Origin of the sequence: Pseudomonas sp. NFACC16-2, assembly GCF_900119205.1 — a bacterium.
GTDB classification, from domain to species: Bacteria; Pseudomonadota; Gammaproteobacteria; order Pseudomonadales; family Pseudomonadaceae; genus Aquipseudomonas; species Aquipseudomonas fluorescens_Q.
This window is the reverse complement of record NZ_FPIX01000001.1, coordinates 600,177-612,744: the sequence shown is the minus strand read 5'-3', so window position 1 is coordinate 612,744 and position 12,568 is coordinate 600,177. Positions and strand designations below refer to the sequence as shown.

Genomic DNA, 12,568 nt, shown 5'->3' with positions numbered 1-12,568 from the left:
CATCTGTGCTAGCATGCCGGGCTCGGGTATTTCCAGGCTGCGGATGACAACTCGTCCCGGCGGCAAATGTTCGAAATAACCCTGATTTGAATCCCAGTCACTCTGGTTCGGTTTTCCCGGTTGGCCGCAAGGCTCCTGCCGCTGTAAGGCAGGCGTTCGTCATTGAATGGCCTGGACTGGATCTTGTACTGGCTCATCCCAACCCACGTGACCTTTGGTAGGGGTCACCACTAGGAGAGGAGGCGCCATGCCAACTATTACTCTTCCCGACGGCAGTCAACGTTCATTCGATCACCCGGTTTCCGTAGCCGAGGTCGCCGCATCCATCGGCGCGGGACTGGCCAAGGCCACCCTGGCCGGCAAGGTCAACGGCAAACTGGTCGACGCCAGTGACGTCATCGACAGCGACGCCACGCTGCAAATCATCACGCCAAAGGATGAAGAGGGGCTGGAGATCATTCGCCACTCTTGCGCGCACCTGGTCGGCCACGCGGTCAAGCAGCTGTACCCGAGCGCGAAGATGGTCATCGGGCCGGTCATCGACGAAGGCTTCTATTACGACATCGCCTTCGAGCGTCCTTTCACGCCGGAAGACATGGCGGCCATCGAACAGCGCATGCAGCAGCTGATCGAGAAGGATTACGACGTCATCAAGAAAGTCACCCCGCGCGCCGAAGTCATCGAAGTCTTCAAGGCCCGTGGCGAGGACTACAAGCTGCGTCTGGTGGAAGACATGCCGGACGAGCAGGCCATGGGCCTGTACTACCACGAAGAATACGTCGACATGTGCCGTGGCCCGCACGTGCCGAACACGCGTTTCCTCAAATCCTTCAAGCTGACCAAGCTGTCCGGCGCCTACTGGCGTGGCGATGCGAAGAACGAGCAGTTGCAACGCGTCTATGGCACTGCCTGGGCTGACAAGAAGCAACTGGCAGCCTACATCCAGCGTATCGAAGAAGCCGAGAAACGCGACCATCGCAAGATCGGCAAGCGCCTGGGCCTGTTCCACACCCAGGAAGAATCCCCGGGCATGGTGTTCTGGCACCCGAACGGCTGGACCCTGTACCAGGTGCTCGAGCAGTACATGCGCCAGGTCCAGCGTGAAAACGGCTACCTCGAGATCAAGACGCCTCAAGTGGTGGACCGCAGCCTGTGGGAGAAATCCGGGCACTGGGCCAACTACGCCGACAACATGTTCACCACCCAGTCGGAAAACCGCGACTACGCCATCAAGCCGATGAACTGCCCTTGCCACGTGCAGGTGTTCAACCAGGGCCTGAAAAGCTACCGCGAGTTGCCGATGCGCCTGGCCGAGTTCGGTGCCTGCCACCGTAACGAGCCTTCGGGTGCGCTGCACGGCATCATGCGCGTGCGTGCGTTCACCCAGGACGATGCGCACATCTTCTGTACCGAAGAGCAGATGCAGGCCGAATCCGCCGCCTTCATCAAGCTGACCATGGACGTCTACCGCGACTTCGGCTTCACCGAAGTCGAAATGAAGCTGTCCACTCGTCCGGAAAAGCGCGTTGGCTCCGACGAACTGTGGGATCGCGCCGAAGCAGCCCTGGCGGCAGCCCTCGATAGCGCGGGCCTGGCGTACGACCTGCAGCCGGGTGAGGGGGCCTTCTACGGTCCGAAGATCGAGTTCTCGCTGAAAGATTGCCTCGGTCGCGTCTGGCAGTGTGGTACCCTGCAGCTCGATTTCAACCTGCCGATCCGTCTGGGCGCCGAATACGTGTCCGAAGACAACAGTCGCAAGCACCCGGTCATGCTTCACCGCGCGATCCTCGGCTCCTTCGAGCGTTTTGTCGGGATCCTGATCGAGCACTACGAGGGTGCGTTCCCCGCGTGGCTGGCGCCGACCCAGGCAGTGATCATGAATATCACTGATAAACAGGCAGATTTTGCCGCCGAAGTCGAAAAAACTCTCAACCAAAGCGGATTTCGTGCCAAGTCCGACTTGAGAAATGAAAAGATCGGCTTTAAAATCCGCGAGCATACTTTGCTCAAGGTTCCCTTTCTCTTGGTTATTGGAGATCGGGAGGTCGAGATGCAGACTGTCGCTGTGCGTACTCGTGAAGGTGCTGACCTGGGCTCGATGCCCGTCGCCGAATTCGCTGAGTTCCTCGCGCAAGCGGTTTCCCGGCGTGGTCGCCCAGATTTGGAGTAATTATTATTAAGCGTGAAATGAGACAAGATAAACGAGCTGCACCGAAAGCCCCGATCAACGAGAATATCTCGGCACGCGAGGTTCGGTTAATTGGCGCTGACGGCGAGCAGATTGGCATCGTCTCGATTGATGAAGCGCTTCGTATTGCTGAAGAAGCCAAGCTTGATCTGGTAGAAATTTCCGCAGACGCAGTCCCACCGGTTTGCCGGGTGATGGACTACGGCAAGTCGATCTTCGAAAAGAAGAAGCAGATTGCCGCGGCGAAGAAAAACCAGAAGCAGATTCAGGTAAAAGAAATCAAGTTTCGTCCAGGGACGGAGGAAGGGGATTACCAGGTAAAACTGCGCAACCTGGTACGTTTCCTGAGTGACGGGGACAGGGCCAAGGTATCCTTGCGATTCCGCGGCCGTGAGATGGCCCACCAGGAGCTGGGGATGGAACTCCTCAAGCGGGTTGAACAAGACCTGCTCGAGTACGGTTCGGTCGAACAGCATCCTAAGATGGAAGGACGCCAGCTGATCATGGTCATCGCCCCGAAAAAGAAGAAGTAATCACCAGGGCACGGCAGGCCTTGCGATTATGTTTATCAACTGAATGCGGAGTATCCGAACATGCCAAAGATGAAAACCAAAAGTGGTGCTGCTAAGCGGTTTCTGAAAACTGCTAACGGTATCAAGCACAAGCACGCTTTCAAGAGCCACATCCTGACCAAAATGTCGACCAAGCGTAAGCGTCAACTGCGCGGTAGCAGCTTGCTGCATCCGTCTGACGTGGCAAAAGTCGAGCGCATGCTGCGCCTTCGTTAATTTTTGGATCAAGAATAGAGGAAGTAACTCATGGCTCGTGTAAAGCGTGGCGTCATTGCCCGTAAGCGTCACAAGAAAATTATGAAACTTGCTAAAGGCTACTACGGTGCGCGTTCCCGCGTATTCCGTGTTGCCAAGCAAGCCGTAATCAAGGCAGGCCAATACGCCTACCGTGACCGTCGTCAGAAAAAACGTCAGTTCCGCGCTCTGTGGATCGCTCGTATCAACGCTGGTGCTCGTGTTAACGGTCTGTCCTACAGCCGTTTCATTGCCGGCCTGAAAAAAGCGTCCATCGAGATCGACCGTAAGGTTCTGGCTGATCTGGCAGTGAACGAAAAAGCGGCGTTTGCTGCGATTGTCGAGAAAGCTAAAGCCACCTTGGCTTAAGTACCCCCGACAGTCACCAGGGCTCACCTCTGTGGGCTCGGGTGTTAAACGTCATAAATAGGGGAAGAGCCTTAAAGCTCTTCCCCTATTTTGTATCTGGAGTCTGTACATGGAAAACCTGGATGCGCTGGTCGCTCAAGCACTAGAGGCTGTGCGAAGCGCTGAAGATATCAATGCCCTGGAGCAAATCCGGGTTCTGTACCTTGGCAAGAAGGGCGAGTTGACCCAGGTGATGAAGACCCTGGGGAACCTGCCTGCCGAAGAGCGTCCGCAGGTCGGTGCGCTGATCAACGTTGCCAAGGAACGTGTCACAGAGGTCCTTAACGCGCGCAAGGCGTTGTTCGAGGAGGCGGATCTGGCTGCCAAACTCGCCGCCGAGTCCATCGACGTGACCCTGCCTGGCCGTGGCCAGACTTCCGGTGGCCTGCATCCGGTGACCCGGACCCTGGAACGCATCGAGCAGTTCTTCACCCACATCGGCTACGGCATTGCCGAAGGTCCTGAGGTCGAAGACGACTACCACAACTTCGAGGCGCTCAACATCCCAGGCCATCACCCGGCCCGGTCGATGCATGACACCTTCTATTTCAATGCGAACATGCTGTTGCGCACCCATACCTCGCCGGTACAGGTTCGCACCATGGAATCGCAGCAGCCGCCGATCCGCATCGTCTGCCCAGGCCGTGTGTACCGCAGCGACTCCGATATCACCCACTCGCCGATGTTCCACCAGGTCGAAGGCCTGCTGGTCGATCGCGACATCAATTTCGCCGACCTTAAAGGCACGATCGAAGAGTTCCTGCGGGTGTTCTTCGAAAAAGAACTGGCGGTGCGTTTCCGCCCTTCGTACTTCCCGTTCACCGAGCCTTCCGCTGAAGTCGACATGGAATGCGTGATGTGCAGCGGCAAAGGCTGCCGTGTCTGCAAGCAGACTGGCTGGCTGGAAGTGATGGGCTGCGGGATGGTTCACCCGAACGTGCTGCGTATGTCCGGTATCGATCCGGAAGAATTCTCGGGTTTTGCTTTCGGCATGGGCGCCGAGCGCCTGGCCATGCTGCGTTACGGTGTGAATGACTTGCGCCTGTTCTTCGACAACGACTTGCGGTTCCTTGCGCAATTTCGCTAGGCCGCAGTCCGTAACGAATCTATTGGGAGAGCAGGATGAAATTCAGTGAACAATGGCTGCGCGGCTGGGTAAGCCCGCAGGTAAGCCAGGACGAGCTGGTTGCTCGCCTGTCGATGGCCGGCCTCGAGGTCGATAGCGTCACGCCGGCTGCCGGTGATTTCAGCGGTGTGGTAGTGGGCGAGGTGCTGGGCACCGAGCAGCACCCGGACGCTGACAAATTGCGGGTTTGCCAGGTCAGCAATGGCGCGGAGACCTTCCAGGTGGTCTGCGGCGCGCCCAACGTGCGCCCGGGCCTGAAGATCCCGTTCGCCATGATTGGTGCCGAGCTGCCGGGCGACTTCAAGATCAAGAAAGCCAAGCTGCGTGGCGTCGAGTCCAACGGCATGCTGTGCTCCCAGGCCGAACTGAAGATCGGCGAGGGCAACGATGGCCTGATGGAACTGCCGGCTGATGCGCCGGTGGGCCAGGACATCCGTGAGTACCTGGGGCTGGACGATGCGAGCATCGAGGTCGACCTGACGCCGAACCGTGGCGACTGCCTGTCCCTGGCCGGCCTGGCCCGGGAAGTCGGCGCGCTGTATGCCGTCCCCGTGACGCGTCCGGTGGTCGCGGCCGTGCCAGCGGTTCATGATGAGGTGCGTTCGGTTGAAGTCCTCGCGCCAGCGGCGTGCCCACGTTACCTGGGCCGCGTGATCCGTAACGTCGACCTGTCCAAGCCAACACCGCTGTGGATGGTCGAGCGCCTGCGCCGTGCCGACGTGCGCAGCATCGACGCCGCCGTCGACATCACCAACTACGTGATGCTGGAGCTGGGTCAACCGCTGCACGCGTTCGATCTCGCCGAAATCAACGGCGGTATCCGCGTGCGCATGGCCGAAGAGGGCGAGAAGCTGGTCCTGCTCGACGGCCAGGAAGTGACCTTGCGCAGCGATACACTGGTGATTGCCGACCATTCCCGCGCCTTGGCGATTGCCGGCGTAATGGGTGGCGAGCACAGCGGCGTTTCCACCACGACCCGTGACGTATTCCTTGAAAGCGCGTTCTTCGACCAGATCGCAGTGGCTGGCAAGGCGCGCTCCTATGGGCTGCACACCGATGCCTCGCACCGTTACGAGCGTGGCGTGGACTGGCAGCTGGCCCGTGAAGCCATGGAGCGCGCCACTGGCCTGCTGCTGGACATCACTGGTGGCGAAGCCGGTCCGATCATCGAGACCGTCAGCGAACAGCACCTGCCGAAGATCGCTCCGATCACTCTGCGTGCCCAACGCATCACCCAGATGCTGGGTATGGAAATGGACGCTGCCGAAGTCGAGCGCCTGCTCAGTGCCCTGGGCCTGAACATCAGCGCCGATGGGGCAGGGCAGTGGCGTGTCGAAGTGCCAAGCCATCGCTTCGATATCAGTCTGGAAGTCGACCTGATCGAAGAGCTGGCTCGCCTGTATGGCTACAACCGCCTGCCGGTTCGCTACCCGCAAGCACGCCTGGCCCCACAGGCCAAGGCTGAAGCTCGCAGCGACCTGCCGGAACTGCGCCGCCTGCTGGTGGCCCGTGGTTATCAGGAAGCGATCACCTACAGCTTCATCGATCCGCGTCAGTTCGAGCTGTTCAATCCGGGTGTCGAGCCGCTGTTGCTGGCCAACCCGATCTCCAACGACATGGCGGCCATGCGCTCGTCGCTTTGGCCTGGTTTGGTCAAATCGCTGCAGCACAACCTGAACCGTCAACAGGATCGCGTGCGTCTGTTCGAAAGCGGCCTGCGCTTTGTCGGGCAACTGGACGGCTTGAAGCAAGAGTCGATGCTGGCCGGTGTGGTCTGCGGCAGTCGCTTGCCGGAAGGCTGGGCGCAAGGTCGCGATGGCGTCGATTTCTTCGACGTCAAGGCTGACGTGGAAGCGGTGCTCGGCTTCGCCGGTGCGCTCGACGCGTTCACTTTCGTGCCGGGCAAGCATCCAGCGCTGCATCCTGGGCAGACCGCACGCATCGAGCGAGACGGACGTGAAGTCGGCTATGTCGGTGCCATTCACCCTGAACTGTCGAAAACCCTGGGCCTTGATCGTCCGGTCTTCGTTTTCGAGCTGGTTCTGGCTGAAGTCGCCCAGGGGAAAATGCCGAAATTCCAGGAGTTATCGCGCTTTCCTGAAGTGCGTCGTGACCTGGCGTTGCTGGCCGATCGCGACGTTGCATCCAGCGCCGTGCTGGAGGTAATCCGTGAAAATGCAGGCGAATGGCTGACGGACCTCAGGCTATTTGACGTGTATCAGGGTAAAGGCATTGATCCGCATAGAAAAAGCCTTGCAGTTGGCTTGACCTGGCAGCATCCATCGCGCACTCTTAATGACGATGAGGTGAATACCGCAACGCAGAACATCCTCACCTCGCTCGAAAACAGGTTGAACGCCACGTTAAGGAAGTGACGTATGGGGGCTCTGACGAAAGCTGAGATGGCGGAACGTCTGTATGAGGAGCTGGGCCTGAATAAACGGGAGGCCAAAGAATTGGTCGAACTGTTTTTCGAAGAAATCAGGCACGCTTTGGAAGACAACGAGCAGGTCAAATTGTCCGGTTTCGGCAATTTCGACCTTCGGGACAAACGCCAGCGGCCTGGCCGCAATCCGAAAACGGGAGAAGAAATCCCGATCACGGCTCGCCGTGTGGTCACCTTTCGTCCAGGGCAGAAGTTGAAGGCCCGAGTTGAGGCTTATGCTGGAACCAAGTCATAACGACGAACTACCCGTCATCCCGGGCAAACGCTACTTCACCATTGGTGAAGTCAGCGAGCTGTGTGCGGTAAAGCCGCACGTGCTGCGCTATTGGGAGCAGGAGTTTCCTCAACTCAACCCGGTCAAGCGCCGCGGAAACCGCCGGTATTATCAGCGACAAGACGTGCTGATGATCCGGCAGATCCGCGCGCTGCTGTATGACCAGGGGTTCACCATCGGCGGTGCGCGCCTGCGCCTCTCCGGTGATGAGGCCAAAGACGATACAACCCAGTACAAACAGATGATCCGCCAGATGATCGCCGAGCTTGAAGATGTACTGGTGGTGCTCAAGAAATAAATTTCTGCTTTTAAATACTTCCAGTTTTCAAAAGCTTGCGATATATTCCTGAGCGTTCCGTTGAGAAGCGGAACAAGATTCACGCCTAGTCGGGGCGTAGCGCAGTCCGGTAGCGCACTAGCATGGGGTGCTAGGGGTCGAGTGTTCGAATCACTCCGTCCCGACCATATTCTTCAAAGGGTTGCGAGATTTTATCTCGCGACCCTTTTTTATGTGCGCCCGGCATGGGCGCAATCTTGTGGGTGAAAGTCCCACCGTAAGCTGACCACAGCGAACGAAGTGAAGCGCAACTGCATGAGGGCGACCGAGTGTGGGGAGGAAGCGTGGATCGAAGCCATGAGCCGATGTACAAGAACCGGATAGAAGGCGAAGCCGATCAGGGCGAGCGGGCATAAAACCGCGAAGTTCTTGTGGTCAAGGATCAGGCTGCGTAAATCCGGCGGTTGTGTGGTGAAGGATTGCGTTCTTACCTGGGGAGATCTCGCCTTGTGCCTGAAAGGGCGACGGTGCAAGCCGGAGCGAGAAGTCAGCAGAGGCCGTAGTAGTCTTTTCTTTGACGAAGGGCCGAACGAGAGAAAGCGTCATAGGCCATGTTGATGCGAAAGATCGGAAGTTAGATGCCTGCCAAACGTAGGGCGGATGTGAGGACGCAAGCGGTGAAACCGTGAGAGTTCCCATCAGCGACGAGGTCAATCGTCCGCAAAATGAAACCGACAACGCAGGGCAAGGGCTGCTGGAACGGGCCTTTGCGAGAGAAAACCTGAAGCGGGCATGGAAGCGGGTCAAGGCCAACAAGGGAGCAGCGGGCGTCGATGGTCTGGACATTGAACAGACTGCCAAACATCTGCTCAGCCGATGGCCGACGATTTGTGAACAGCTTCTTTCAGGCGTCTACCGGCCCAGTCCGGTAAAACGTGTGGTAATCCCCAAGCCTGACGGTGGCGAGCGCGAGTTAGGTATCTTCTTCAAGTCCACGTTTTGCGCGCCCGGCGTGGAGCGTAAGCGCACCAACCAGGCTGCGGTGGCTACGTGGGGCTTGGAAGGGGGGACTCGCTTTTAGCGAAAGCGTCTATGCAGCTCTTCGCAAAGAAGTAATAAGGACATTGCGTGCTACAAAAAGTGATTCTGCTGATTCTGATCGCCAGCTTGAGCGGTTGCATGGCCACCGCGATGCGGATGGATTACGACAAACACCGATGCCCCTATATAGGCCTGCGCTTTGACTGGTGGCTGATGGGCACGTCCAAAGGAAAGCTGATCCCTTTCTTGCTTATCGACGCACCGTTCTCACTGGTGGTCGATACCGTATTCTTCCCCTTCGAATATCAGTACAGCTGCAACCTATAAGTGACAGGGATTCTTACGTGTCGGGGGATTTGTGGTTACTGTTGGCGTTGGTTCGCGGCAAGGCCTGTCCGCGAACCCGGATTCAGGCATAGCGCTTTTCTAAAGTAGAGGGATCCTCATGAAAGCCGTAGTTTACGAAGCCTTCTCCCAACCCCCACGTTTGATGACTGTCGAAGACCCGACCCCCGAGCGTCACGGTGTGGTGGTTCAGGTCCTTGGCACGGGCGTCTGCCGAAGCGACTGGCATGGCTGGAAAGGTCACGACCCTGACATTCGACTGCCCCATGTGCCCGGTCACGAATTGGCAGGGATCGTGGCTGAGGTCGGTAAAGATGTCACAAGATGGAAGGTGGGCGATCGCATCACCGTGCCTTTTGTCGGCGGCTGCGGCGCGTGTCCGGAATGCAATAGCGGCAACCAGCAGGTGTGCCACAGCCAGTTTCAGCCGGGTTTCACCCATTGGGGCTCTTTCGCCGAGTATGTGGGGATTCACAAGGCGGATTTGAACCTGGTTGCGTTGCCGGAAAACATGGACTTCGCCACGGCGGCGAGCCTGGGCTGTCGTTTCGTCACCTCGTTCCGCGCGGTTGTCGATCAAGGCAGGGTCTCGGCGGGGCAGTGGGTGGCGGTTCATGGCTGTGGTGGCGTGGGGCTGTCCGCGGTGATGATCGCCCACGCTATCGGGGCGAACGTCATCGCCATCGATATCTGCGACGATAAGCTCAAGCTTGCCCAGTCGCTCGGTGCCGTCGCGACGGTCAACGCAAGCCGGGTGGCGGATGTCACCGAGGCGGTACTCGAGATTACGAAGGGCGGCGCTCACGTTTCGCTGGATGCCCTGGGTCATCCAACGACCTGCTTCAACTCCATCAATAATCTGAGACGGCGCGGCAGGCATGTCCAGGTCGGTTTGATGCTGGCGGACCACAGCACGCCCTCGATCCCAATGAGCAAGGTCATTGCCTACGAGCTGGATATCTGTGGCAGCCATGGCATGCAGGCTCACCGTTACGGTGCGATGATGGAGATGATCACGTCCGGCAAGCTGGCGCCTGAAAAACTGGTAGGTAAGACCATCAGCCTTGAGCAATCGATTGATGCGCTCATGAACATGGACCGGTTTGACACCGCAGGCGTTACGGTTGTGACGCAGTTCTAAACGCTTGCCGCCGGCTGGCCGAGCGATTCCCGATACTGCGTTTCATCGACCTCGCTCAGCGTCGCATAACCGTCGTAACGGTAGAACCGATGCCTGTCACGGGCGTAGCGGTCATTCAGAAATTCGAGGGTGGCCAGGTCGATTCGCTTGGCGCTCAGCGGGCGTCGGTGGCAGAACAACTTGCGCGTGCCCAGTTGCAAAAAGTCAGGGTGGGGCACGTGGACCTCATCGGGACCGAACGCCACGTCCAGCGGCTTGCCTTCCGAGAAGATCAGCGTAGGGCTGATGGCATAGGTGCCGAGCATGCGGGTGTCCGAGGGATGTAGCCGCTTTTTCGCCTCGCCGTAGTAATACACCGCATCCCGATCCTTGGCCCAGCCATGCCCGCAGGATTCGAAAGAGGCCGCTTGTGCCTTACGAATCGGTTCCGGGGGATGGTAAAAAATCCGGTGGCAGAACACCGTCTTGCCGTCGGTCAGGTAGGGTGGGCCGAGTGAGCGAAAATGTTCCGCCGCTTCCGGGGAAAAACGTTCGGGTACTTCCGTGTCGGCGTTATGGAATGGGATCAGATACAAGCCGTTGGCATCGCCGCACAGATGCGTGTCCAGCAATTTGAAACTCGCTGCGTCCAGCCCGTTGATCACGCGTCCATGGAAATACACCTGGTCGCCTAGCTCAAAACCGAGACCGATGGCCTGTAGCGGCAGCGTTTCCGTGTGCGTTTGTGCGGCTTCAGGCCGTGCCTGCAAGCAGTGCCACCAATAACCTTCCAACTGCGGATGGGCTTCGAAGTAAGGCGCCCATGCCGCTTGCATGGCCGCATCGATGATGCCGCCAGAGCCCAGCGGGCCGTGCTTGTCACCTGCCAGCACGGGCGAGTAATCCTGGTCATGGCGATAGAGTTGGGTCACGACGAAGCTATCCACGTCGACATCGAGGCGTTTCTGGCGCCTGTAGACGTGTTGGTGATCACGGTAATAATCGAACCCCAAATGACGAAAACTCGGGCCATGGGCATCGCGCAGGCGGGTCCCGGCGGCGTAGACGTACTGGTCGTCCACGGCAAAATACTCATCCTCGTATTCGCTGGCGCTGACCACGCGACCGCCTTCATCGAACGCCGGCTGCCAGCATTGGAGCAGGTGGAAGTCGCCCACGTAGCGAATGGTTTTTCCGGTCAGGTAATAGGCGCGTTGCTTGTCCTTGGCGTAGCGTTCGTTAAGCACGGTGAAGGTCGCCAGGTCGGCATTGTCGATGCGGTAGAAGTACTCATAGGAAATGCTCGAACCTTGCTGCGCTTGCACGATGATCGACTGCCCATCGGTGCCCCAGCGTTGGGCGAGCATCTGGAAATCGTCCGGGGTGGCGACCGGCAGCGGCGTGCCGTCCTTCTGGTGCAGGGGCTTGAAGCCCCTATAGACTTGATCGTCGATCACTCGATAGGACGGGTGGTTGCAATACCGCACCCGCGCCGTGGCGCTGGCGATAATGTGCCCCTGCAAAAAGAGATGCGCACCGTCGCAGAACAGGGCGGACGCTGAAGTCACCGAGGCTGGGGACGAGGCCAGCAGGGCCAGCCTGTCGGGTCGCGCCTCGTGGATTTGGGTGATCGCGCACTCGCCGAACCAATAGGCACCGGTTGCGTCACGCCAGTACTGGTGACCGAGGCTTTCCAGGCCGTTGTCGAAGCGAAACGGCAGGGCCTGCAGCGCGTGGTAGCCATGGCGCTCCCGGTAGGCCGGAAGCAGGTAGTAATCACGCAGGGCGTCGCGCAAGACCCAAGGGTTGCGTCGATGCCGCCAAACCGGCTGACCGGCCAGCAAGGGTGAGGGCGGATAGTGCCCAGCGCTGGCACATTGTGCCAACTCGCCGGGTCGTGTGCCTTGAGGGTTGAGCATGATGTACACATCAGGCACTTGCCCATCGCCCAGCAGCACACCGTCCATGAATGCGAAGCCTTGATGCCATTCAAGGTTCAGCGGTTCCCAGTCAGCCTTATCCGTCCCTGTGATTGTCATTTATTGCGATCTGCTCTCCAGGTAGGTGGGACACCAAGTCAAAGATCGTCGCCGCCACGCTCAAAAAATGAACTTGAACAGCGCAATCACCACGATCAGGCCAATCAGGAAAATGATACCTACGGTGCCGCCAAGGAATTTCAACATAAGAACGCTCTCATCGGATGGGCTTAATCGTCTAGACCGCCACCGATAGCGCTCGTTTCGTCGAATATTCATGGGCGATGATCAATGGACCGCAAAGGACCTTGGCACCGGCACATGCTCGAATTTGGAAATGGTCTTGATCCAGTAGCGGCGATAGTCCGTCTGGTCCGGCGCCAGCGGCTTGTGGCCGGACCATGGGTGTTTCTCCTTCAGGCTGGCGCGGTACGCTTCCCATTCTTTCTGCTCGGCCACTTCCCGGGCTTTGCTCCGGTCGTCGAACCAGCCCAGGACGTAAGCTTCGCCCTGGTCCGTGCCGTGCGCTATCAGCAAATAAATCTCTGTCATGACTGA

The 12,568-nt window shown here is 58.5% G+C and carries 13 protein-coding genes and 1 tRNA gene; 12 read left to right on the top strand and 2 right to left on the bottom strand.

Annotated elements, in window-relative coordinates; all coding sequences use genetic code 11:
• Positions 1 to 247: 247 nt before the first annotated feature.
• The 12 genes from thrS (at position 248) to BT116_RS02500 (ending at position 10,052) form a co-directional block, all read left to right on the top strand.
• Positions 248 to 2,170 carry a threonine--tRNA ligase gene (gene thrS / locus BT116_RS02560; RefSeq protein WP_003203626.1) on the top strand — a complete coding sequence of 641 codons (1,923 nt, stop codon included), beginning with the start codon at positions 248 to 250 and terminating at the stop codon, positions 2,168 to 2,170.
• Positions 2,170 to 2,721, top strand: a complete 552-nt coding sequence (gene infC / locus BT116_RS02555; RefSeq protein WP_169432615.1) for a translation initiation factor IF-3 — start codon at positions 2,170 to 2,172, stop codon at positions 2,719 to 2,721. The genes thrS and infC overlap by 1 nt, the downstream gene beginning before the upstream one ends.
• A gap of 60 nt (positions 2,722 to 2,781) precedes the next feature.
• The gene (rpmI, locus tag BT116_RS02550) at positions 2,782 to 2,976 is read left to right on the top strand and encodes a 50S ribosomal protein L35 (protein WP_002553160.1); all 195 of its coding nucleotides are present in this window, start codon (positions 2,782 to 2,784) and stop codon (positions 2,974 to 2,976) included.
• Positions 2,977 to 3,006: 30 nt separating this feature from the next.
• A complete protein-coding gene (rplT, locus tag BT116_RS02545) occupies positions 3,007 to 3,363 on the top strand; it encodes a 50S ribosomal protein L20 (RefSeq protein ID WP_072339739.1) in 357 nt (118 codons plus the stop codon).
• 109 nt (positions 3,364 to 3,472) lie between these two features.
• Entirely contained in the window at positions 3,473 to 4,489 is a 1,017-nt protein-coding gene (pheS, locus tag BT116_RS02540) for a phenylalanine--tRNA ligase subunit alpha (RefSeq protein WP_072339737.1), read from the top strand.
• Between the two features lie 35 nt (positions 4,490 to 4,524).
• Positions 4,525 to 6,903, top strand: a complete 2,379-nt coding sequence (gene pheT / locus BT116_RS02535) for a phenylalanine--tRNA ligase subunit beta (RefSeq protein WP_072339735.1) — start codon at positions 4,525 to 4,527, stop codon at positions 6,901 to 6,903.
• A 3-nt stretch (positions 6,904 to 6,906) separates the two neighbouring features.
• Complete coding sequence (gene ihfA, locus BT116_RS02530; RefSeq protein ID WP_002553164.1) at positions 6,907 to 7,209, top strand: integration host factor subunit alpha; 303 nt, start codon at positions 6,907 to 6,909, stop codon at positions 7,207 to 7,209.
• Positions 7,190 to 7,546 carry a MerR family transcriptional regulator gene (locus BT116_RS02525; protein ID WP_003179985.1) on the top strand — a complete coding sequence of 119 codons (357 nt, stop codon included), beginning with the start codon at positions 7,190 to 7,192 and terminating at the stop codon, positions 7,544 to 7,546. Before ihfA ends, BT116_RS02525 begins: the two co-directional genes overlap by 20 nt.
• Before the next feature lie 90 nt (positions 7,547 to 7,636).
• A tRNA-Pro gene (locus BT116_RS02520) sits at positions 7,637 to 7,713 on the top strand.
• Between the two features lie 497 nt (positions 7,714 to 8,210).
• A complete protein-coding gene (locus BT116_RS02510; RefSeq protein ID WP_371856142.1) occupies positions 8,211 to 8,606 on the top strand; it encodes a hypothetical protein in 396 nt (131 codons plus the stop codon).
• 47 nt (positions 8,607 to 8,653) lie between these two features.
• A complete protein-coding gene (locus BT116_RS02505) occupies positions 8,654 to 8,893 on the top strand; it encodes a YceK/YidQ family lipoprotein (RefSeq protein ID WP_072339733.1) in 240 nt (79 codons plus the stop codon).
• Between the two features lie 118 nt (positions 8,894 to 9,011).
• Positions 9,012 to 10,052, top strand: coding sequence for a zinc-dependent alcohol dehydrogenase family protein (locus BT116_RS02500; protein WP_072339731.1), 1,041 nt, complete (start codon positions 9,012 to 9,014; stop codon positions 10,050 to 10,052).
• Here the strand turns inward: BT116_RS02500 and BT116_RS02495 are convergent.
• On the bottom strand, positions 10,049 to 12,070 hold the full coding sequence (locus BT116_RS02495) for a DKNYY domain-containing protein (RefSeq protein WP_072339729.1): 2,022 nt from the start codon (positions 12,068 to 12,070) through the stop codon (positions 10,049 to 10,051). The two genes, BT116_RS02500 and BT116_RS02495, sit on opposite strands and share 4 nt — an antisense overlap.
• A gap of 228 nt (positions 12,071 to 12,298) precedes the next feature.
• Entirely contained in the window at positions 12,299 to 12,562 is a 264-nt protein-coding gene (locus BT116_RS02490; RefSeq protein WP_072339727.1) for a hypothetical protein, read from the bottom strand.
• Between the last annotated feature and the right edge of the window lie 6 nt (positions 12,563 to 12,568).

Coding starts and splice junctions, on each gene's coding strand:
- ihfA (WP_002553164.1), top strand. CDS start 6,907: ATGGGGGCTCTGACGAAAGCTGAGATGGCGGAACGTCTGTATGAGGAG.
- BT116_RS02500 (WP_072339731.1), top strand. CDS start 9,012: ATGAAAGCCGTAGTTTACGAAGCCTTCTCCCAACCCCCACGTTTGATG.
- rplT (WP_072339739.1), top strand. CDS start 3,007: ATGGCTCGTGTAAAGCGTGGCGTCATTGCCCGTAAGCGTCACAAGAAA.
- BT116_RS02495 (WP_072339729.1), bottom strand. CDS start 12,070: ATGACAATCACAGGGACGGATAAGGCTGACTGGGAACCGCTGAACCTT.
- pheS (WP_072339737.1), top strand. CDS start 3,473: ATGGAAAACCTGGATGCGCTGGTCGCTCAAGCACTAGAGGCTGTGCGA.
- rpmI (WP_002553160.1), top strand. CDS start 2,782: ATGCCAAAGATGAAAACCAAAAGTGGTGCTGCTAAGCGGTTTCTGAAA.
- pheT (WP_072339735.1), top strand. CDS start 4,525: ATGAAATTCAGTGAACAATGGCTGCGCGGCTGGGTAAGCCCGCAGGTA.
- BT116_RS02525 (WP_003179985.1), top strand. CDS start 7,190: ATGCTGGAACCAAGTCATAACGACGAACTACCCGTCATCCCGGGCAAA.
- thrS (WP_003203626.1), top strand. CDS start 248: ATGCCAACTATTACTCTTCCCGACGGCAGTCAACGTTCATTCGATCAC.
- BT116_RS02490 (WP_072339727.1), bottom strand. CDS start 12,562: ATGACAGAGATTTATTTGCTGATAGCGCACGGCACGGACCAGGGCGAA.